This is a genomic window from Rahnella perminowiae, from assembly GCF_019049755.1.
Lineage (GTDB): Bacteria > Pseudomonadota > Gammaproteobacteria > Enterobacterales > Enterobacteriaceae > Rahnella > Rahnella perminowiae.
This window is the reverse complement of the sequence record NZ_JAFMOS010000566.1, coordinates 1-20,858: the sequence shown is the minus strand read 5'-3', so window position 1 is coordinate 20,858 and position 20,858 is coordinate 1. Positions and strand designations below refer to the sequence as shown.

The 20,858-nt window shown below is 48.8% G+C and carries 23 protein-coding genes; 10 read left to right on the top strand and 13 right to left on the bottom strand.

The genetic code is table 11. The annotated features are described in order from the left end of the window. The first annotated feature begins 478 nt into the window (after positions 1–478). Both J1785_RS15125 and J1785_RS15120 read left to right on the top strand, forming a co-directional pair. Positions 479–940 carry a hypothetical protein gene (locus tag J1785_RS15125; protein ID WP_217219743.1) on the top strand — a complete coding sequence of 154 codons (462 nt, stop codon included), beginning with the start codon at positions 479–481 and terminating at the stop codon, positions 938–940. After that, on the top strand, positions 933–1,424 hold the full coding sequence (locus tag J1785_RS15120) for a nucleotidyl transferase AbiEii/AbiGii toxin family protein (protein WP_217219742.1): 492 nt from the start codon (positions 933–935) through the stop codon (positions 1,422–1,424). Before J1785_RS15125 ends, J1785_RS15120 begins: the two co-directional genes overlap by 8 nt. 101 nt (positions 1,425–1,525) lie before the next feature. Here J1785_RS15120 and J1785_RS15115 read toward each other — a convergent pair whose 3' ends face one another. Continuing rightward, positions 1,526–2,092 (bottom strand): TetR/AcrR family transcriptional regulator, encoded by a 567-nt coding sequence (locus tag J1785_RS15115; RefSeq protein WP_217219745.1) that lies wholly within the window; start codon positions 2,090–2,092, stop codon positions 1,526–1,528. 183 nt (positions 2,093–2,275) lie between these two features. On the opposite strand from J1785_RS15115, the gene J1785_RS15110 reads away from it, so the two are divergent. Beyond that, positions 2,276–2,941, top strand: a complete 666-nt coding sequence (locus J1785_RS15110; protein WP_217219740.1) for a glutathione S-transferase — start codon at positions 2,276–2,278, stop codon at positions 2,939–2,941. A 2-nt stretch (positions 2,942–2,943) separates the two neighbouring features. Here the strand turns inward: J1785_RS15110 and J1785_RS15105 are convergent, their stop codons facing one another. The 4 genes from J1785_RS15105 to J1785_RS15090 form a co-directional block, all read right to left on the bottom strand. After that, positions 2,944–3,654: an ArsR/SmtB family transcription factor gene (locus tag J1785_RS15105; RefSeq protein WP_217137999.1), complete on the bottom strand. Its 711-nt coding sequence runs from the start codon at positions 3,652–3,654 to the stop codon at positions 2,944–2,946. Further along, positions 3,651–4,043 carry an amino acid-binding protein gene (locus tag J1785_RS15100; protein ID WP_217137998.1) on the bottom strand — a complete coding sequence of 131 codons (393 nt, stop codon included), beginning with the start codon at positions 4,041–4,043 and terminating at the stop codon, positions 3,651–3,653. The genes J1785_RS15105 and J1785_RS15100 overlap by 4 nt, the downstream gene beginning before the upstream one ends. Then, positions 4,036–4,359, bottom strand: coding sequence for an antibiotic biosynthesis monooxygenase family protein (locus J1785_RS15095; protein ID WP_217219738.1), 324 nt, complete (start codon positions 4,357–4,359; stop codon positions 4,036–4,038). Before J1785_RS15095 ends, J1785_RS15100 begins: the two co-directional genes overlap by 8 nt. A 110-nt stretch (positions 4,360–4,469) precedes the next feature. Next, positions 4,470–5,258 (bottom strand): alpha/beta fold hydrolase, encoded by a 789-nt coding sequence (locus tag J1785_RS15090; protein WP_217219736.1) that lies wholly within the window; start codon positions 5,256–5,258, stop codon positions 4,470–4,472. Between the two features lie 270 nt (positions 5,259–5,528). Here J1785_RS15090 and J1785_RS15085 point away from each other — a divergent pair, with 270 nt between their 5' ends. After that, positions 5,529–6,152 (top strand): pyridoxamine 5'-phosphate oxidase family protein, encoded by a 624-nt coding sequence (locus J1785_RS15085; protein ID WP_217219734.1) that lies wholly within the window; start codon positions 5,529–5,531, stop codon positions 6,150–6,152. Positions 6,153–6,319: 167 nt separating this feature from the next. Here the strand turns inward: J1785_RS15085 and J1785_RS15080 are convergent, their stop codons facing one another. From J1785_RS15080 to J1785_RS15065, 4 genes are all read right to left on the bottom strand, one after another. Further along, the gene (locus J1785_RS15080; protein ID WP_217219732.1) at positions 6,320–7,060 is read right to left on the bottom strand and encodes an SDR family oxidoreductase; all 741 of its coding nucleotides are present in this window, start codon (positions 7,058–7,060) and stop codon (positions 6,320–6,322) included. 321 nt (positions 7,061–7,381) lie between these two features. Beyond that, positions 7,382–8,146: an NADPH-dependent F420 reductase gene (locus J1785_RS15075; RefSeq protein WP_217219730.1), complete on the bottom strand. Its 765-nt coding sequence runs from the start codon at positions 8,144–8,146 to the stop codon at positions 7,382–7,384. A 16-nt stretch (positions 8,147–8,162) separates the two neighbouring features. After that, complete coding sequence (locus J1785_RS15070; protein ID WP_418952335.1) at positions 8,163–8,918, bottom strand: NADPH-dependent F420 reductase; 756 nt, start codon at positions 8,916–8,918, stop codon at positions 8,163–8,165. A gap of 6 nt (positions 8,919–8,924) precedes the next feature. Then, positions 8,925–9,356 carry a MarR family winged helix-turn-helix transcriptional regulator gene (locus tag J1785_RS15065; protein WP_238483234.1) on the bottom strand — a complete coding sequence of 144 codons (432 nt, stop codon included), beginning with the start codon at positions 9,354–9,356 and terminating at the stop codon, positions 8,925–8,927. Positions 9,357–9,706: 350 nt separating this feature from the next. On the opposite strand from J1785_RS15065, the gene J1785_RS15060 reads away from it, so the two are divergent. Next, positions 9,707–10,153, top strand: a complete 447-nt coding sequence (locus J1785_RS15060; protein ID WP_238483233.1) for an aminotransferase-like domain-containing protein — start codon at positions 9,707–9,709, stop codon at positions 10,151–10,153. 211 nt (positions 10,154–10,364) lie between these two features. Here J1785_RS15060 and J1785_RS15055 read toward each other — a convergent pair whose 3' ends face one another. Next, entirely contained in the window at positions 10,365–11,348 is a 984-nt protein-coding gene (locus J1785_RS15055; RefSeq protein WP_217219726.1) for an NADPH:quinone reductase, read from the bottom strand. A gap of 149 nt (positions 11,349–11,497) precedes the next feature. Here J1785_RS15055 and J1785_RS15050 point away from each other — a divergent pair, with 149 nt between their 5' ends. The 4 genes from J1785_RS15050 to J1785_RS15035 all read left to right on the top strand — a co-directional run bounded on the left by J1785_RS15050 (position 11,498) and on the right by J1785_RS15035 (position 16,087). After that, on the top strand, positions 11,498–11,839 hold the full coding sequence (locus J1785_RS15050) for a winged helix-turn-helix transcriptional regulator (RefSeq protein WP_217219725.1): 342 nt from the start codon (positions 11,498–11,500) through the stop codon (positions 11,837–11,839). Between the two features lie 247 nt (positions 11,840–12,086). Then, positions 12,087–13,097, top strand: coding sequence for a LacI family DNA-binding transcriptional regulator (locus J1785_RS15045; RefSeq protein ID WP_217219724.1), 1,011 nt, complete (start codon positions 12,087–12,089; stop codon positions 13,095–13,097). A gap of 126 nt (positions 13,098–13,223) precedes the next feature. Next, the gene (locus J1785_RS15040; protein WP_217219723.1) at positions 13,224–14,645 is read left to right on the top strand and encodes a glycoside-pentoside-hexuronide (GPH):cation symporter; all 1,422 of its coding nucleotides are present in this window, start codon (positions 13,224–13,226) and stop codon (positions 14,643–14,645) included. 83 nt (positions 14,646–14,728) lie between these two features. Next, on the top strand, positions 14,729–16,087 hold the full coding sequence (locus J1785_RS15035) for a NosD domain-containing protein (RefSeq protein WP_217219721.1): 1,359 nt from the start codon (positions 14,729–14,731) through the stop codon (positions 16,085–16,087). Between the two features lie 104 nt (positions 16,088–16,191). Here J1785_RS15035 and J1785_RS15030 read toward each other — a convergent pair whose 3' ends face one another. Both J1785_RS15030 and J1785_RS15025 read right to left on the bottom strand, forming a co-directional pair. Further along, positions 16,192–17,553 (bottom strand): MFS transporter, encoded by a 1,362-nt coding sequence (locus J1785_RS15030; protein ID WP_217219719.1) that lies wholly within the window; start codon positions 17,551–17,553, stop codon positions 16,192–16,194. Between the two features lie 210 nt (positions 17,554–17,763). Then, complete coding sequence (locus J1785_RS15025) at positions 17,764–18,678, bottom strand: GntR family transcriptional regulator (RefSeq protein ID WP_129955472.1); 915 nt, start codon at positions 18,676–18,678, stop codon at positions 17,764–17,766. 139 nt (positions 18,679–18,817) lie between these two features. Between J1785_RS15025 and J1785_RS15020 the strand changes: the two genes are divergently transcribed. Next, a complete protein-coding gene (locus J1785_RS15020; protein ID WP_217219717.1) occupies positions 18,818–19,840 on the top strand; it encodes a zinc-binding alcohol dehydrogenase family protein in 1,023 nt (340 codons plus the stop codon). Positions 19,841–19,946: 106 nt separating this feature from the next. On the opposite strand, the gene J1785_RS15015 is transcribed toward J1785_RS15020, so the two are convergent. Further along, a complete protein-coding gene (locus J1785_RS15015) occupies positions 19,947–20,114 on the bottom strand; it encodes a con-10 family general stress protein (RefSeq protein WP_129955354.1) in 168 nt (55 codons plus the stop codon). Positions 20,115–20,858: the final 744 nt, after the last annotated feature.

The following is a 20,858-nucleotide window of genomic DNA, read 5'->3' as shown; positions in this document are numbered from 1 at the left end:
CATAATCATCGAATATGAATGCTGACCTGTGCCCAGATTTATTCACAGAAACAGCGGGTAAGGCTTTGGAACAAAAATGGGTAATAATTTTTTGTTTAACCGGGTAACCCGATCCCGAAATCCTGCTCCATTTTTTCAGTAAGCAGGGCCTGGCGCCGCGCCGCCAGTGTCTACGTCGTAACAAATCAGCGCAGCTGTGGCCGCCTCAGCCTCAGGGTTTATATCCTCATCATATCTGAACCACACTAATACAGAGTTGCATAAAAACTTTTTTGTTCATGATTCGTGAACAAACATCAGGCGTGAACAAATGAAGCCTTAACGACTTGTCACAAAAGCTGCCGAAAATATGCCCTACGGCATCAGATTAGATTATGAACTTACTGAAGGGGAGGGCGGTACTGATGGAAGCGCCACACTGACTACCTCATATGGGCAGAAAACACATTTTACTCTGGAAGTAAAAACGGTCCACCGAATGGAGACCCTTTCTGGCGTTGAAAGACGGACTCTCACGCCAGTCAATAGTTTGCCGGTGTTGCTTATTTGTAATCGGCTTTCCCCGGCGCGGGTGGATTACTGCTCGCAAAACCGCATTAACTTTATCGACAGCGCCGGAAATGCGTGCATTGATGTACCGGGACTTTACATCATCATCCAGGGAAGGCAGGAAGAAAAAAAGGTTACTGCAGCAGGAGGGATATTCCCTGCTGGGGTCATGAAACTTCTGTTTGTTGTGCTTTCCGAACCTGATGCACTCAATAAAACCTATCGGCAGCTGGCAGAATTGTCGGGTCTATCATTAGGAATGGTCAGTAAAGCGTTCGATGTTTTAGAGCAACGGCGGCATTACCGCAAGGCCAAAAGCGGCAGACGTATCATGGATACTGATGGGCTTTGCGTTATGTGGATTAAAGATTCCGCTCTCTTCAGTGACTGAAACCTTGCTGCTGCGGATCCAACATATCTGCGGCGCTCAGGGTATTCATTACTTTATTGCGGGTGCAACGGCGCGCGAAATCCTGCTTCACCATGTGTATGGGAGAGCCATCGGCCGCCGTACCCGTGATATTGATTTCGCAGTTTTTGTTCAGGAGTGGCAACTGTTTGACGACCTGAAGCAAGCATTAACTGCAGCGGGTGCAAACACGATAAAAGGGAATGCCCATCGTCTAGTACTGGAGGATATTGAACTCGACATCATTCCTTTTGGCGGCGTTGCTGAGGCAAATAAAATTGCCTGGCCACCAGACCGGGAAGTTGTAATGGCGGTTGATGGTTTTGAGGAAGCATTCAGCCATACGATATTGATAACAATGCAATCTGGTGAAGAGATCCCTTTCTGCTCAGTGCCTGGTCTCGCGCTGGAGCAGCCACTCGCCTTTGTCGACGAGGTGCGCGCCACGTTCGCCAGGCTGCGTTAGCCTTAACCGGAATGGCCAGCGATCGATGTTATTTTCACTGCAGGTTGAAACACCGGGAGAGACGCGGGCGTTCTATTTCCTGATGCGTGGCTGTGACCCGTCTAGATGATGGGTATCAGTCCTGTCTGCTGATAAGTCACCATCAGTTCATCAAACAGTTCAGTGTTCTTATGGATCCGTGCAATCAGTTGCGCGCCCGCGACGGCTGTATAAATAGCGAGGGCCTGCTTTTTGTAATCCTCGGAACTACCTGTACCTTTCTCACTAAGCACCTGGCTCAGCCACGCGACGTTGGCATCAACAAAAGCCTGTACTTCAACCTTAACGTCCTGAGGCAGGTCTTCATATTCAGCGGCCATGAAACTGGATAAACACAGCCTGTTATCATCTTCAAGGGATTGACGGAAAATAGCAGGATAACGCTTTAAGGCTTCGCCGGCATTGGCACTTGTGCTGCGTATGGTCTCAAGGTGCTGAGCGGTATCCTGCCAGTATCGGTGGGCAACCGCAGCGCCAAGGCTTGCCTTGCTGTCAAAGTGGTAATAGATACTGGCATTTTTGATACCCACTGCCGATGCAATACTGCGAAAGTTTATCCCGTTATATCCGTGCTTCTGAGCCGCATGCCTCGCCTCAGCTAATATTGCTTCCCGTGCATTTACGCTCATCATCGCCTCTTTCTTAAACACAAGTTCATATCATCACTATACACCTGCCGTCTTAGCCTGCCAACTGACAGGCAGGTGTTGACACTCACAAAATATAGGTCCAACATTAAACTACCAATTGACAGGTAGATATTGGCTATGACTTATCCACTCACATTAACTGGCGTTAAGGAACTTCCTCCGATGAAAATCTATGACTGGTATGACGGGCCTTATCCTGCACGTGTGCGCATTGCGCTTGCAGAAAAAGGATGGCTGTCAAAGACAGAATTTGTCCCGATTAATTTATGGAAGGGTGAGCATAAAAAAAACGAATTTCTCGCCATTAATTATTCGGGCACGCTGCCTGTTCTGGCGCTTGATGACGGCACGCTGATCGCCGAGTGTACAGCTATCACACAGTATCTGGATGCACTGGACCCGGCATGCGCGCTGACAGGAACAACGCCGGAAGAGAAGGGCATTATTCATATGATGACGAAGCGTGCTGAAATTGAATTCCTTGATGCAGTAAGCGTGTATTTCCATCACGCAACGCCGGGGCTGGGGCCAGAGGTTGAAATGTATCAAAATCCGGAGTGGGGCAACCGGATGTGCGATAAGGCAATCAGAGGGATGCATTATTTTGATCGCGTTCTACAAACGCAGCCTTATGTCGCCGGTGACGCTTTCTCAATGGCGGATATCGCAGTGATCGGAGGGATGATTTTTGCCGCATTAGTGAAACTTCCCGTACCGGCAGAGTGCAACGCATTGCGTGAGTGGTATACCAGAATGCAGGCCAGATCATCCGTTCAGCAATGGAAAGCGATGGTTGATGCAGAGCGCGCCTGCAGAGAAAGGATGTGAGATCAGGTTAAGTTCAAACCGAACAGGCGATACATTGCACTCTTGCCACTGCCGGTCAGGTGCACCTCGCGATATCCCTGCGTGCGGGTTATCCACCCTTTCTGCAGAAAAAGTGTCATGAGTGCCGAACCAGCATCACCGCCTAAATGGAAGCGTCTTTCGCTCCAGTCGAGGCATGGACAACAAGACTTACGGCGCGGACGTGAATTAAGCACCGCGCCAAGTTTCTCAAAATGTGTTTTGCCGACTGGCGTCAGCGCAGTGCCGTCAGCCTCAATCCATTTTTCCTGCTGCATAAAATCGTAAATTTTTACAGCCAGTTCTCCTGCCAGATGATCGTAACAGGTTCGTGCGTAACGCAGAGATACCGGCGTCCTGGATTGAGGGGAAATGAGGGGATGCATGGACACTCCCATGAGATTCTCCAGTAACCCGGCGATATGATGGCCCGCAAGGCTGTAATACCGGTGGCGCCCCTGAGTCAGACAGATGACCAGCCCGCCGCTGAGAAGTCGGGTAAGATGACCGCTCGTTGTGGATGCAGCAATATCCGCTACCACGCTGAGTTCCGTTGCTGTCCACGCGCGGCCATCCATCAGTGCACACAGAATGCTGACCCTTGATGTGTCAGCGATGGCAGACGCAACCAGTGACATCGATTTCTCTAGCGAATTATCCGGCTCACTGTCATATACGGTTTTCAGAGGGGTCATTCAGGGTGTATTGCCCATTTTTGAGTGACTTTAGCCGCCCGGATATCGTCATCCGTGACCAGAATAAGCCGGTTACTGTGATCGCTGTACTGTACCAGAATGTTAATGCCATTTCGGGCCATTGTGTCAGCTATTTCTCCGAGTTCTCCTGGCCGTTCCTGAGATAATTTCCTTATCAGAGGGCGGCATACGCGGATGACATCAAAGCCGGCATCCGTCAGAACCTTGCGGGCTTTTTCACCGTCTTCAACCAGGAAATGTGCATGTCCGGCTTCAGGCGTCGAAAATACACCACCTCCTTCAAGTCCTACACCGTTTGTACCCAGCACGCGGCCAAGTGAGCCAAGCGAACCTGGAGTATGACTGAGAATGACGTGAATATCATACATGCTGATGTGCTCCCGTATCAGAAGAGTAATCACGGAATACACGGGCAACGCGTATTCGGTAGAATGAGAAAATTGACTGTTTACCTTCTTTCTGCGCTGCCAGATGCATAACATTTTGTTTCCAGCCCGCCACAGACTCCTCATCTTCCCACCATGACAAAGAAAGGATTTTTCCGGGCGTACTCAGACTCTGGAATCGCTCAATAGAGATAAATCCCGGCGTGTCTGATAATAAGGGTTTCAGCTCAGAGGCAAGCTGAAGATACCTTTCCTGAGCCTCTGGCAGGGCGTCTGCCTCAAAAAGCACTGCAATCATTAGTCTGCTCCGTCGTTAATTTCCAGTCAGTTTATTGCCGACAGAAGCCTGATGCTTCGGTCGTCGCCGAAGCATCAATGTGTTGTGAAAAACGATTAATGATTAATGATTTATATCGATGCCATAATTCCCGCCAATACATCCCCCGGCCTTTCAAGCACGGCCAGATGAGTTCTGGCATTCTCCAAACGTTTCACTTTAAAGAAATCATGCGTTGTAGCGAAACGCTGCTGTAAAGCAAGGTATTCGTCGTTTCTGTCGAGGGAATAGATATGGGTAGCCTTCGGTGGGTTTTTGAGTTTTTCGAGGCGTTGCAGCGGTGAACCGTATTTATGGTAGGCATCGGCGATCACCTGACCTGCAAGTCGCCAAAGCGGGTAGCTGGAGCCAGCCATTTCGGTTTTCAGATGGTGGTTCATGATGGGGGAGTCGCTTCCTGCCAGCCAAAATTCGTAAAGATGATCCCGCGCATATTGCCAGCGATCTTCATGCTGCATTTCTTTGATTGAAGTGAAAAACGCCGCCGCAGGCTGATTCATGATCCAATCAAGGAATATCACTGCAGGCACACGTTCTTTTAAACTTTCCACCAAATCTACAGCTATCCAACTGGCATGGGCAACGGAGACCGGTACTACGCGGGACAGGCCGAGATGTTCAATGAGGGTCAACGCGTCTGTTAATAACGCCGCACCGTCAAAATCCTGACCATCGGTCGATGATTTTCCATGACCACGCCAGTCAATAATGACAACACGGAAGAAAACGGCGGCCAGCTCAGAGAAGTCATTGAAGACGGTTTTTGGCTGGCACCAGCCCGGCATCAGGAAGAGCGTTGTGTCCCCCGTACCGATATCCTGATAATCGATATCGCCATGCTCTGTATGCAAAATAGGCATGTTTTCGCCCTGTAGTGAAGTGAGTGGATAACTAACCTATCCGATCCATTGCTAATTAAACAAGTATTTACTTGTTTAATTAGGGTGTTTAGCGATAAATGACCGGAATTGCCTGCGCCGGTTAATGCGTACGCAGACATTTATCTGCAATATCTCCCAAGGTTTTTGGAACGTCACTACGTATCCAGGCCATAAAAATGGACATCTAAAAAGCATCAGCGATAACATCTCAGCGTGCATACTGTTTTGAAATCAATGGAGGGGGATAAGATGGCAGAAGAAAACATGCTGATTACTGACAGTAATGAGCTTGAGCAACTTTACGGCGCGATAGCTAAACCTTCATTAACGAAGGTGACTGACCATATTCATCCTGCTTACCGGCCTTTTATTGAGGCCTCGCCATTTGTGGCGCTTGCAACATCAGGACCGGAGGGTCTGGACGTATCACCGCGAGGCGATCCAGCAGGCTTCATTCACATCGAGGACGCTAAAACGATACTTTTGCCCGATCGCCGGGGAAATAACCGTATCGATAGTCTGCGCAATATTTTAAATGACAACCGGGTTGCGCTTCTCTTTTTAATCCCCGGCGTTGGCGAAACATTGCGTATAACCGGGACAGCTGAAATCCGTAAAGACCCGGCTTTGCTTGATCAATTCTCAATCAATAATCAACCCCCTAAAACGGTGTTGCGCATTTCAGTGAACAGCGTTTTCTTTCAGTGCAGCAGGGCAATTATTCGTTCAAAACTTTGGGATCCTGCCACACAAATTGAGCGCCAGACTCTTCCCAGCACAGGCAGTATCCTGAGTATGATTTCGCAGTCAGAAATTGATGGTTTGGCTTACGACGAGGCCTTGCCCGGGCGATTAAAAACCACACTTTACTGATGCTTGCGGAAAGTGAGTCCCGGAAAGGTCAGGGGTAGCTGCTGGCAGATGAAAGTCACGCCACGATGCGCGGGGGATTCTCTGCTCTGTTCGTTAAGCCCGCTTCAGGCACGAAGCCGTCTGAAAGGAGAAACTCAGGCGCCTGTAAGCGGGAAGCAGATTTTGTATCAATAGTGAACCAGTCCGCCGTCTACCGCATACTGGCTTCCGGTTACGTAAGACGCATCATCGGAGAGCAGGAAAAGCGCGACAGCGGCAGCTTCATCAGCTGTACCGGCTCGTCTGAGGGGCACCTGGTTTACCACAAAATCCTCAAACTGTTGCCGCGATTCATCGGGCATGAAGTGCCTGAAATTAGTCTCGATGGGCCCGGGTACCAGTGTGTTGGCGCGAATGTTGCGCGTAGCAAGCGAGGCGGCCCAGCTTTTTACCATGGCGACAACGGCGCCTTTGGTTGCCGCATACAGGCTCGTCATTGCCGCGCCTTCATAGACCGAAGACGACGCGGTGACCAACACAGATGCGCCGGGATTCAGCCTTTGGGAAAGTGATGCAAGCTGGAGCATTGGCCCGCGAACATTGGCATTCATCATGCGGTTAAAGGCGTCGGCTGTCACAGATTCAGGGGCACCCACTTCCGCGTAACCCGCATTCAGCCATAATCCGTCAAGTTGTCCCCAACTGCTGACAGCCGTCGCGAGCGCATTAATATCAGCCTCACAGGCTGCATCACTTTTCAGGATCAGTGCAGTGTCCGGTAATAACTTGCGGGCTTGTGCCAGACGTTCTTCACTGAGTCCCGTGATGGCAACTTGCCCACCTTCTTTTACAATGCGCAGCGCACCCGCCAGTCCCATGCCACTGGTACCCCCCGTGATAAGAATACGTTTACCGTGAAATCTGCCCATAACCACTCCTTTTTTATTCTTAAAATCGTCGCTTACCTTACGAAAGTTACACACATCCGTCTTCTGTTCAACGATGCCGTGGTGAAGTGATGGATGACCTGCCAGGATCAACCTGGCCGGGATCTTAAAAAGTGCAGGGAACTAAAAAGGGTGTGCTTACAGGTTCACCTCTGGCACGGAGCGGACAATATAATCGTCCGCTGTGAGCGAAAAAAGGACGTATGCTTTCTCGCTCATATATCGATAAATGGAACAGGGCTTAATGAGAAATGGTGATATTCCAGAGCAGATTTTAGTGCAGTCAGTAATACGGCTTGCGGATTACATAAAAAGAGCCCGGTGTAAGCGAACAATATAATCTGCATTCGGATTGGATCGTTTATCGCCCATTCGTTCCTGAATTGCCTGCACAGCAATATCCCGACGCGCGGGCAGCCGTGATTTTTCCGTTGCGGCGAGCGCCAACTTCATTTCATTGTATGTGAGATCCGTACAGTAGCAGGGCGCGCCCGGCTGTTGACGCCATGACTCCTCAAGCGTGCCCGCATCGAAGGCGTCGAACCCTGTTTCATTGACAAGACTCATAACCACTTTTTTGTGCTCTTCGATATTCCCCGCCACAGGAATTGAAATACGTACTTCCGTTGCTTCTGCTGTACCTTTTGTCGCGAGAGAATCTGAACCTATTGCATTCCACACCTTTACCAGAGGGCGGTTCAGGAGATGCGCCACCCACAGGCTTTCGACCTGACCATCTGAGAACGTATCAATGTTGCCGTCGCGATGGGGATAATAGTTTGACGTATCAGCAACGATAACATGCTGGGGTAACTTTCTTATCAGAGGGGCGATATCCACAAGCTTCGCCATAGGTATGGACAGAATAACAACCTGCGCATTTTGCATGGCGCTGGCAGCATCGGCCGCTTCAGCACCCGTTGCAAGCACGTCGGGGGCTATCGTTTCAGGTCCGCGTGAATTTGCAACCTTAACGGAGTGCCCGGCAGATGCGAGACTGCGCGCAAGCGTTTTACCGATATGGCCTGTTCCCAGGACAGCAATGCGGTACTTTTCATTATTAGTCATAAAGTTGCCTTTTGAATCAGGCCGTTACTTCACGGTTACGTTTGACGATAGCATCATGAGTGAGTTGAGCGCCTGCAGATGTGAATTCCTCGATTAGCGCATCTCTGTTCAATGGAGCGCGGGTTTTATTCGCTGCCTGCAGGGCCGCTTCAAGCTCTCCTGCTTTCAGCTCAGTGCAATAGGCTGGCGTGCCGGGCTGTTGCCGCCATGATTCGCTGAGCGTACCGGCGTCAACGGCATCGAAACCGGTCTGACTCACCAGTTCCAGCGCAACAGATTTTGCTGCCGGATTATCGCCGGCAACCGGAATAGCGATACGGGACGGAGAACCGGCCGCCAGCCCTTTATCTTTCAGCGTCTCGGCCAGAACAGCGTTCCAGGCTTTGACAAGAGGCCGCCTGACTATTTCACTGGCGTACACGCTTTCAGGTTTGCCTTCACGGATTTTTTCAATGTCTCCGTCGCGGAAGGGGTAGTAATTAGACGTATCAATGACAATTACGCTTTCCGGGATGTTGTGCAGGAGTTCAGCCAGTTCAGCATGCTTGTCAAAAGGTATGGAGAGGATGATAACCTCCACACCGCGTACTGCCTCCTGGCGCTCAACCGCCACTGCGCCGGCCTTGCGTGCCAGCTCTGAAATCGTTTCCGGGCCTCTTGAATTCGCCAGTTTGACCGTATGACCTTGCTCAGAGAGCTTATGTGCCAGCGTCGCACCAATATTTCCTGCGCCAATAATGCCTATTTTCATACCAGTACCTTTTATCTGCATGGGGGGTTAGCGGTTATCAGCAGGATGGGCAAAATTATTCAGGGTATCTCGTAACTCCTCGAGCTTTGCATCCGATAACTGACAGGCTGATTTGATTCTTTCGGTCACGCGCCACAGCTCGTTTTGCAAAGCGCGTCCGTTATCCGTAAGGGTAATGAGCACCCGCCTTTCGTCCGCGCGGTCCCGCGTGCGGAGTATGCGACCGGCGGATTCAAGCCGTTTAAGAATGGGCGTAATGGTGCCGGTATCCATGCCGAGCTTATTACCGATCTCACCCACGGTGCGTGGTGTGCCGTTAAACAACTCCAGCATGACCAGATACTGCGGAAAGGTAAGCCCCAGCGGGTCCAGGAATGGCTTATGTAACCGGTTCATGCGGTTCGCCGCACCGTAGAGCGCAAAAGAAAGTTGTGTTCCTGTTTCCTGTCGCGACTGCATATTCATACTCCAGTCTCTTATCTTGTTGTTGATTATCTTGCGTACAAGATAAAGCATATAGTAACCCTTTCGTCAGTTAAAGTGTGATGAATGAGTAATTCGTGCGCTATTACAATGACCATAAATCAGGGAAGAAGGCTCAAGGCTGACGGGGTGCTATAGCTCTGCGTGATTCGAACAGGCCCGCCTTTGGTACGGAGCGGCTTGGTCCGAGGGACATGTCGTCTGCTAAGAACGAGAAACGGAAGTACGAAATCGTTCTGACTACCGGGGACGTATTTCAAAACATCCCGTGTGTTAATCAACGGGGGAGCAGATCAAAGAGGGAAAATTGATCCGAATATCTGGTCATGCCGCAGGAGGCAGTGACGCGCTTCAGCGAGCTGGGGGAAATTCTTGAAACTGGCCTGCCGCTGTTGCCGCAAAAGATCCTTGCGCAGTTTCTCAGCGAAGGGCACTTCTACCGCCATCTTAAAAAAATGCGCATTCTCTATCAGCAGCGTCGTCGCATAATGCTTGAGGCTATTGAGACGAGCTTTCCGGGGCTGTCTGGATTTGAGCTGACCGATGGCGGCATGCACATTGTTACTTTTCTGCAGCGTGGCATTCAGGACAATGCGCTGGCCGTGCTATGGAGGCAGCACGAGCTCTACGTGCGGCCTCTCTCCAACTGGTATGCGCAGACTCAGAAGCGTTACGGGCTGGTGATTGGCTATACCGATATCCGATCGTTTGAACAGGCGCAGCAAATCTTACAGCGTGTGGCAGCCGAGACCCGTGCGTTGATGCAGTCGTAACGGTACTCTTTTACAGATGTGGTATGCGATGCGCCACCAGTCGCGTGGGTGTCCTGTGCAGACGGATAGGGTTTCCTTTTCCGGAAAAAGCAGCCATAGAAAATTTTTCTGCGGCAGATAATTGAGGGATTTCAGGGCGATTTCGCTCACCGTAATCCTTCAGGCTTACCTGTTACTGAATTACCTCGCGTTGCACTAATTATTGAGCCGGTCAGAGGTGTACGAGGACCTTGCCGATGACTTCAGAAGATTCTACAGCGTTGTGAGCATCCGCTATTTGCTCAAGAGGCAGATTTAAGCCTATTACGGGTGAATAGTTCCCCGTTTCAAGGCAGGCATTAATATCTGCTGCGCTGGCTTGTTTCAGTTCACGAGGCACGTTGTATATATACACAAAGCGGAGTACACAACCGTGCGTCATGGCCTTAAGAAGTGGGACGGAAATTTCTTCTGTTGCGCGACTTGTTGCATAAGCGCTGATGACACCTCCCTGAGACAAACAAGCCAGATTGGTATCAAAATTCTCTTTCAAAGCCACATCGACAATATGATCAACACCGAGATTCTCAGTATTTGCCAAAATAGTACGTGCCACATCGTCAGCTGAACGGTTGAGCACCAAATCTGCACCACGAGTTCTCGCTATTTCTGCCTGTTTTGCATTGCTCACCGTGGTAGCGACCCATGCCCCCGCCCATTTTGCTAATGATATTGCTGCTGTTCCTACTGCGCCGGCCCCGCCATGAATAAGGACCCGACAGCCTTTCAGATCACCATCGGAAAACAGACAACGGTGGGCGGTGAGTGCGGGGATGCCGAGTGACGCACCTGTTTCAAATGAAACGTTGTCAGGGAGCCTGACGGCCTGAAGTGCCGGAACAGCAACAAACTCAGCCGCAGTGCCTGTCGCCCGGCCATATTGCGCCTCATAAAGCCAGACACGTTCACCGAGTCGTTCAGATGATACGTTCCCGCCCACTGCCTCAATCACACCTGCACCATCCTGATGGGGAATGATACGTGGATACGGCATTTTCGCAGAGAAACCTGTTCTGGCCTTAATGTCCGTCGGATTGATTCCGGAGACAGAAATACGCACGAGCACTTCATCAGGACCTGGTGCCGGTTTGGATACTTCGCCAATTTTCAGCACATCATGAGCATGGCCCTGGGTTTCATAAAACGCAGCTTTCATAATTTATAACCCATTCATTATACGACTAAAAAATTCATGGCCATATCAGCCACCTCTGCGGAGATACTCTAGTGGTTATAAGCTCTGTTGGAAAGTAGGCACACTTTTGATATATAGAGATAAAAAGTATACTAATGGAGTGTTTGAGGATGACGACTCAGCAAGAACGGAATTACCGGTGTACCGTCGAAGCAACAATTGCAGTAGCGGGTGGCAAGTGGAAACCGCTGATCATTTACTATCTGCTCACGGGAACCAAGCGGTTTGGCGAGCTCCGTAAGCTTATCGGCGGGGTCACACAGCGTTCATTGACGTTACAACTCAGGGAACTTGAAGCTCATGGCATTATTTCCCGGGAAATATTTGCTGAAGTTCCTCCACGCGTCGAATATTCACTGACTGAGTTGGGTTTTACGCTTGAGCCGGTACTCGACACGATGAAGCGCTGGGGAGACACCTATATATTCTGGCAACAAAGAGATGATAAATAATCAAGATTCTATCTTTGGGCGTTGCCTTTGCTTTTATTGCGGCCCTTGTAATGCTGGCGGCGGGCATCCACAGATTGGATTAGTTGCGAATGATGTAGCAGCAATCCGGGATGCGTTTAGCGACTCAGGCCGAACTGAGCGGGCAGACAAGGTTTCATGTAACGCAACAACATGTGAACTGGCTTACATTTTTGACCTGCATCACAATTTATAGTGACAGAATTGTTAAACGACGCATCTCATTATCATGGCATCCATTAAAGACGTAGCGAAAAAAGCGGGAGTATCAACGGCTACCGTATCGCGAGTGCTGAATAATCACCCCAGCGTGATACCTGAAACACGCAAAGCGGTGCGTGATGCCATGGATTACCTGTGTTATGTGCCCAGTAAGAGCGCGTTCCAGCTGAGTGGTAAATGTTCCGGGCTGATTGCCGTCGTCGTGCCAAATCTCGTCAATCCTCACTTTTGCGAGTTGCTGGCGACATTTGAAGAAGAGGCAAGGTACATTGGAAAATCGGTGATTGTTAAGACACACCAGAATCAACCGAAACAGGATAAGCAGATTATCCACACCTTAATTGGTATGGGAATTGACAGTCTGCTCTGGGTGCCAACAGAAGCAGAGGCCGAACTTTCTGAATGGTTAACCGCTACCCATATTCCGGTCGCGGTAGTCACGCAGGTTTCACGTTTTTTTAATTCCGTCTCTATCAACCAGAGTAAAGGTGCGGAAAGTATCGCGGAACATTTTATACAAACCGGGCATACCACCTTTGGGTTTGTTGCCCAGGAGGGCGTTGATAATCGTAAAGTCTCCGCCTGGAGTAAAAAAATTACCGGTCAGGGGCTGACTTTCAATAAAGAGAACCAATTCTGGATAGCGAAAGGGGAAGGGGAGAGAACGTCGGGACATATCAGTATCCTTGACAAGATTATCGAGAAATTAACACTCCGGCGAAACGAATGTTCATGCCTTTGGGTATATAACGATGTCGCTGCCAGCTATATTATCGACGGATTAAAGAAGCAAGGGATTTCTGTTCCTCAGGATATTGCGATCGCCAGTTTCGATAACACCTTACTGGCGCAAACAAAGGGTATTACCAGCGTTGCACAGCCGATACATGAAATTGCACATCTGGCATTCCAGATGGTTAAAAACCAAAGCAAACAAGAAGGGATCGAAATGTATGAAATTGTCTCCCGGTTAATTATACGTGAGAGTAGCGTCAATATGGATATCACGACCTTTTAATTTCTATATTCCATTATTTAACGTTGCCGGTAGGATAAAACCTATTCCCTTTCTGTTATCAGTACGGGTATGGGTCATAAAAACCCGTGCTTCAAATTTATGACTGCGCATTATCGAGGTAATATTATGTCTGCCACTGTAATGGAAAAACAAAGTGCTTACACAAAGTTGAGTCTAAAAGAAAAGATCGGCTACGGAATGGGTGATGCAGGTTCCTGTATGATCTGGAGCGTGCTGGCACTTTATCTGACATGGTTTTATACCGATGTATATGGTTTATCTCCAGGCATCGTAGGGACATTATTCCTGGTAATACGTATTTTCGATGCCTTCAGCGATCCCATCATGGGGGCAATTTGCGACCGGACACACAGCAAATGGGGTAAATTCCGCCCCTGGTTATTGTGGATGGCTGTGCCCTTTGGTCTGGGTGCCATATTGATGTTCACCACGCCTGATTTAAGCATGAACGGAAAAATCATTTATGCATGGGTGACTTATCTGATCATGTCGTTGATTTATACCGCCATTAATATCCCCTATTGCTCGGTCGCAGGCGTGATTACGCTGAACCAAAAGGAACGACTGGGTTGTCTGTCATGGCGTTTCTTTCTCAATGGTCTGGCGACACTTGTTGTCTCCTCTTCCATTTTACCGTTAACCGACTGGTTGGGTAACGGCAACCGTGCATCGGGTTTTCAGTTGACGATGATGATTATGGGCGGAGCCGCGACCTTGATGTTTCTGTTCTGTTTTTCCAGTATTAAAGAGCGTGTGGTTTCTATTAAGCCCAACGATTCCCTGATGAAGGATTTAAAAGATATTGCCAGGAATGATCAATGGTTATTGATGATTTCGATTACGTTTCTGAACGTTTTCCCTGCATTTATTCGTGGTGCGGTGACTATCTATTATGCTACCTATGTCATGCAGGCCTCAGTAGGATTTATTACTTTATTTATGGCGCTCGGCGTTGCCTGCAATATGTTGGGCAGTGTGATAGCGAAGCCACTCACTGACCGATTTGATAAAATAAAGCTATTCCGGATTATTAATATCATCCTGTGTATCCTATCCTTCGCATTGTGGTTCGTCGACCCGAAGTCACTGACACCGCTGTTAAGCTTATTTATCATTATTAATATCCTGCATTTAATTCAGTCCGGTCCTATTCTTTGGGCCATGATGTCCGATGTTGATGACTATGGTGACTGGAAATTCGGTAAACGCCTGACCGGTATATCCTTTGCCGGTAATCTCTTTATGCTCAAAATGGGGCTGGCTGTCGCCGGGGCCATCGTCGCCTGGATATTGTCATTCACCGGTTATGTAGCCAATAAACCTGAGCAAAATGCGCAAACCATACAGGGCATCGTTATCATGTTCTCGTTGCTGCCGATGGTAAGTTATTTTATCAGCGCGTTCATGGTGCGTTACTTCAAACTCAATAATGCCCTTGTTGAAAAAATAAAAGTTGATCTCGCAAAACGTGAACTGGAAAACGGTTCAGATCAGTCGCAGGAGTTTAAGGATATCCCCGTGCATTAATGTCAGTAAGAGTCCTTACGACTGCGCCGGATACGTTGCGCTACCAATTTATCACTTATTAATGTCAAAGAAGGATGTTACACATGCCGAGTCAAAACTATTATGATGTCACTGACTGGAATCAAGGTAATCCGTATGAAGATATTGGCGAGGTCATTAACAGTATTATCGCGGATATTAAAAGCAGGCAAACGGATGCGAATGTTAATCAAGGCGGAAAGCCGGGGGCGGTTATCTATATTCCACCCGGTGATTATCCTCTCCTCACGCAAGTTGTTATAGATATCAGCTATCTGAAAATCATGGGTTCCGGGCATGGATTCACCTCTTCAAGTATCCGGTTTAATACGCCTGAGAGTGAATGGGTTAACTGGCACGAAGTGTGGCCAGGTGGAAGCCGTATCCTCGTTGAACTGCCCGCAGGTGTTGGCACGAAAGAATCCGACGGCGCCGCTTTTTACGTCGCGCGCAGCGGGGATCCGCGGATAAGTTCGGTCGAGTTCGCTGATTTTTGCATCGATGGTTTGCACTTTGTTGATGACGGTTCAGGAAATGATGATCCTGAAAACACCTATCTCAACGGTAAAACGGGCATTTATATTGCCAGCGCGCAGGATTCATTCCGCATCAGCGGCATGGGCCTGGTGTATTTAGAGCATGGCGTGACTGTCTATAATGCCGATGCTCTGGCGATACATAATAATTTCATTGCTGAGTGTGGTAACTGTATAGAATTACGCGGGTCGGGTCAGGCCTCAAAAGTCACCGATAATCTGATCGGCGCGGGTTATCGAGGTTACTCAATTTATGCGCAGAACTTTGGCGGCCTTCTGATCACTGCAAACAACATTTTCCCGCGCGGCAAAAGCAGTATTCATTTTTCGGGTGTAGTACGTTCGTCCGTCAGCAGTAACCGGTTCCATTCATTTTATCCGGGAATGCTGGTCTTTGAGGGCAGTTGTTCAGAAAACCTGGTATCTGCAAATCATTTCTTCCGTGAGCGTGAACCCTGGGGCCCGATGCAGCCTTACAACAATGGTTTAGATGATTTGTATGGCCTGCTGTATATCAGCGGCGATCATAATTCGATCATTGCCAATCATATTTCGGAAACGATAGATACTCAGTACATTACCCCGCCAGGAGCGAAACCGGTGATCATCCGAGTGGTAGCAGGTCAGGGGAATTATATTTCTGATAATCATGTTGTTGCTACAACCGAAGCATCGCAAGTGCAGGACGCTACAGGCTCTTGTTTCTCTACACAAGTGAGCTCATTACTGGCGACTCAGGGGTTGCAAGCGCTTGACGTGACCACGGTACAGATTGAAAAAGAGTCCATTCAAAATACCATTCTTGATTCCGGTAGTGATGCTCAGGTTGTAGTGGACAAGGCAGTCAACGCCTTCAGGTCTACTCCTGTTCCGGGCCTGCCGGTGTAATAACGGCAGTAACGCCCGTCATTATCGCTATTCCTGCATCAGACGGGCACTCCCGTCTGATGCACCCTAACTGAGTCTCTATAATACAAATCAACCTTCAGCTTTTAATCTTTTCGCGGGTCGCTAATAGGCTGCCGTACGAGTATTACATAAGCCAGCGCTCCCAGCGCCGTAACACAACCACAAATGATCAGTGCCAGACGGAAAGAGTGGGTGGTATCCACGATAAAACCCGTAACAATCGGCGCAAACGACGCGCAGAGAAAGCTGGCAAAGTTTTGAATGCTGCCGACCGATGCCGTCATGCGTGATGCCACTGCGACATGAATCAAACCCCAGCATGAGGTACCGGCAAAATGAATACAGAACAGCGCCATGCCGATGAGAAGCACTGCGCTCATGGATGTTGTGGCCTGCGGCACTAAAAAGGTAAAGGCCGCTGAACAGAGCATGCCCGTAATGATGCAAATTTTGCGGCTCCTGATCGGGGCCATTCCCCGTCTCACCAGCCAGTCTGTGACGAAACCGTTAATCAACATACCGGCCGCACCAAACAGGAAGGGGATAGCCGCCATCATCCCGGTGCTTTTTAAGTCAAGGTTATACGCAGTTTGCAAGTAGCCGGGGAGCCAGGCCAGATACAGCCACGCGGTGTAGTTAATGCCACTGAATCCCAGCATCATTCCCCACATGGTGCGGTTACGGAACAGGCTGCGCCATTCTGCAAAGCTCAGCGGGTCCCGACGCGCGTTAATACTGCCGGCATTCAGATAGGCCTGCTCTACGGTGGTCAGCTCCACGTTCTCGCGGTTCCGGTAAAGCATATACCAGCCGATGGCCAGGAACACACCCAAAATACCGATAGTAATAAACATCAGACGCCAGCCCATCAGGAGCATCATCGCTGCCAGAATCGGCGGGCTGATGGCTACACCAATGGTGGATGCGGCGTTGAAAACCCCCATAGGCTTTCCGCGCTCTTTAATGTTGAACCAGTCGTTGATCACCTTGACGCCACAGGGGTTCATTGGCGCTTCGCCGATACCCATGCCTATCCGTACCAGGATAAACTGTGTGAAGGTATGCACCATGCCTGACATTGCCTGGAAGAGTGACCAGAAAAACATGCCCAGGCCAAGCATAATACGCGGACCTTTGCGGTCAAGCAGGGGGCCGCAGGGCAGTTGTGCGAAACCATAAGCCAGGGAGAACACGGATAACAGTGCACCAATTTCAGTGGCACTCAGTCCCAGGTCATGACGGATAGTCAGGTTCGCGACAGACAGGGAACTGCGGTCAAGATAATTAATCACTGCGGCAAAAAATAGCAAGATCATTGCCGTTGTCTGGATCCGTTTAATACGTGCAGAGCGCTCTAATAAACCGTTTGGCGGAACTGGGATGTCCGCGAATGTGGTCTGATCAAACGTTGTCTGCCGGTCGAGGGTAATATTATTTTTTTCCACGCCAGACTCCTGAGATTTGATTATTACTTTTCATTAATGGATTAATGGAAAGGTCTCATTAATTCCTCAGGGGAGGATTGTTATCATCTCCTGACGAATCTTCCGTCGTATAACCGACGTGGTATTGAAAATAGGAGTGGCATTTTATTTTGCGTTTAACTTTTAACTGAAGCGTGCGCCTGATAATGGTTTACTGCTTTTAATCGGTACTTAATGGAAAACGGACGCAGTCTGATTGATGGAGCGGACCATCGATTGTTTGGCTGTCTGGAGGTGGTTACGCATCGCCAGCATGGCGTCCATATCGCTGCGGCAAATCAGGGCACTCAGAATGGTCATATGCTCATCAATGGCAATAATATTGCGCTGCTTCAGGTCACTTTCATCCCACTGGTAGTGGAAATGAAAGATGACAGAAATAATCTCAAGTGACTGATCGAAAAATATATTATCGGCTGCAGAAAGCAGTAACCCGTGAAACTCCCGGTCCAGGGAAGAGAACTTGCGAAAACTGTCGCCAATGCTGTCACGAAGGGTCCGGTGACGTTCAAGCAGCGCTTTTGCCTGAAACCAGCGGGGGTCATCAGCAGGCAGATTTAAAAAGCGCTGAAGGGCGTGGGTCTCCAGCATCTCCCTCAGTTCAAACAGTTGCTCCGCATAGCGTTGATCAAACCGTTTCATGCTCCAGTGACCCCGTTTCTCGCTTTCAATCAGGTTGTAGCGGCCAAATTTCAGGAGGTATTCACGTACTACAACCGGGCTGACACCCGCAGCACGCGCGAGCTGAAGTTCTGAGAACGATTCTCCGGCGCGAAGCTGACGCTGATTTATCATCGAGAAAAATGCCTGTTCGAAGATTTTTGTTTGTGCCTCCAGCGGTTCACCGGAGCAGGCAAAACCGTCGTTATTCTCTGGCTTACGCAAGATCAGGTAATCACTTCCTGCAGCCTGCAATACGCCACACTCGCAGAGATGAGCAAGAATATGACGGACTGTGGTGCGGCTAACGTTGTACATCTCCGCGAGTGAACTTTGGGATGGGAGCGGTGAAGGGATATGCCCCCGATCCATATCATAGATAACCTGGTTGACAACGTTATGACGTAACTTTTGTGACCGGCTCATGGGTGATCCTTATGTTTCTTGCTATTAAAAACGGTTTTAAAACCGTTTTATGAGTCGGGTTTCACAAATCAATTTTCTTATTTCACGATTTTTGTTTTTTTCATTGATACCTGGGTTAACAAAACAGGAGAAATGAATCATGACGACAATGAATGCCCTGATATGCCAGGAACCTACATCACTTATCTGGAAACAACGCGCAATTCCGGTTCCCGGTGATAATGATGCGCTGCTAAAAATTAAAACCGTGGGTATTTGCGGAACGGATATACATGCGTGGCGCGGGAAACAGCCTTTTTTCAGCTATCCGCGAGTACTGGGTCATGAAATATGCGGGGAGATAGTCAGGCTGGGCAAAAATATTCACCAATTTAATACCGGACAACAGGTTTCCGTTATTCCCTATGTCGCCTGTCATCAATGCCCGGCTTGCCTCACGGGGAATACCAACTGTTGTGAAAAGATATCAGTGATCGGCGTTCATCAGGATGGTGGGTTCTGTGAATATCTGAGCATACCTGCCAGCAATTTGCTTGATGCGGAGGGTATAGACCCCGAAGCCGCAGCGCTGACCGAACCTTTTGCTATCAGTGCTCATGCCGTTCGCCGCGCCGCCATCAGCCCCGGCGATCAGGTGCTGGTCGTGGGCGCAGGTCCGATTGGCCTGGGGGTGGCGGCCATTGCCAAAGCGGACGGGGCCCGGGTTGTGGTGGCTGATACCAGTCCGGAACGTCGTCAGCATGTAAAAGAAAAATTGGGATTACTGAGTATCGATCCCTCAGAAGAGAACTTTGACGTTCAGTTGTGTGGAGCATTTGGCGGTTCTCTGGCGCAGAAGCTTATTGATGCCACCGGCAACCAGCAGGCCATGAACAATGCAGTCAATCTGATCCGTCATGGCGGTAGCATCGTTTTTGTCGGGTTATTTAAAGGGGATCTGACTATTTCAGATCCTGAGTTCCATAAAAAAGAAACCACCATGATGGGCAGCCGTAACGCAACCCGGGAGGATTTTGAAAAAGTGGGCAGGCTGATGGCTGACAGAGTGTTAACGGCGGACATGATGCTGACGCACCGTTATCCATTTAGCGGGCTGGCCGAAATCTACGAAGAAAAAATCATCAATAACTGCCAGCTCATCAAAGGCGTTATTCAGTTCTGACATCTTTAGCTTAACCAACGTGGAAGCCAAAGGTAAGGCCCGCAGAATTATCCACGGGCCTTTAATGCTAATACATAACTACATAACATTCATACGATTAAGCTAACTAATCATTGTCATGGCTATGCTGTCCACCTTTTTTACCGGCTTCGCTTGCGCGTTCACGGTCATTCGCGAAGTTCCCCCCGCTTTTTTGTCCGCCTTTTTTACCGGCTTCAGATGCTCTTTCTGGATCTTCTGCAAAATTACCTGAACCACCACGATGTTCGGCCATAATGTCCTCCTATCGGATTTTAAAAGTTATTTACTTGTAACATCATCCTTAATGGGATTTCTTATAAAGATGATATTTCCTGAAGAGCATGTGCTCACTTCTAATAATAGCGTGTATTAATAATGCGTCAAGTCGGGTGTCGCTAAAAATTAAATAATCATCTCCGCGTGAAACAGCAAGAGTAATATCTTTACTTTTAATATCAGACATAATTCGTTGTTTTGTAAAATATAACATATGTTGCGTGGTGGAATGCTGGATTTTATAAAGAAAAGTCCCAATCGGGAGGTTGACTAAATAAGGTGTTGATATGAATAACCCGGTAATTCTATGATATTAGAGGGAGTTATAACGGGGTTTGCTTTCTCAGAAAAACGGGTATTTATCGCAGGTGAGTAAGCGATTATTTTACTCAATGAAACATAATTAATGATTTATTTGAATATCCGAAGGTCGCCTTTCGCTGCATGCCGTATACAGGTGCTGTGAGAGAATCAGACATAGTCTGGAGAGTTTACATTCAACGAGGAAAACGACTGGCAGATGCTCAGGATGTGCTGTGATCATGAAAAATATCTGATTAATAATAAACATTTAAGCACAGGATTGAAATGAGCCCCCTCAGGAGAGGGCTCATTTCAGGGGCCGGGTCAGATATTTTTATCACCTGATTCCGGCGCATTATGAGGATCGTCTTTTTTGTAGTCTGGCTGCGGATTGTCTTTATCTCTTTTATGATCACAC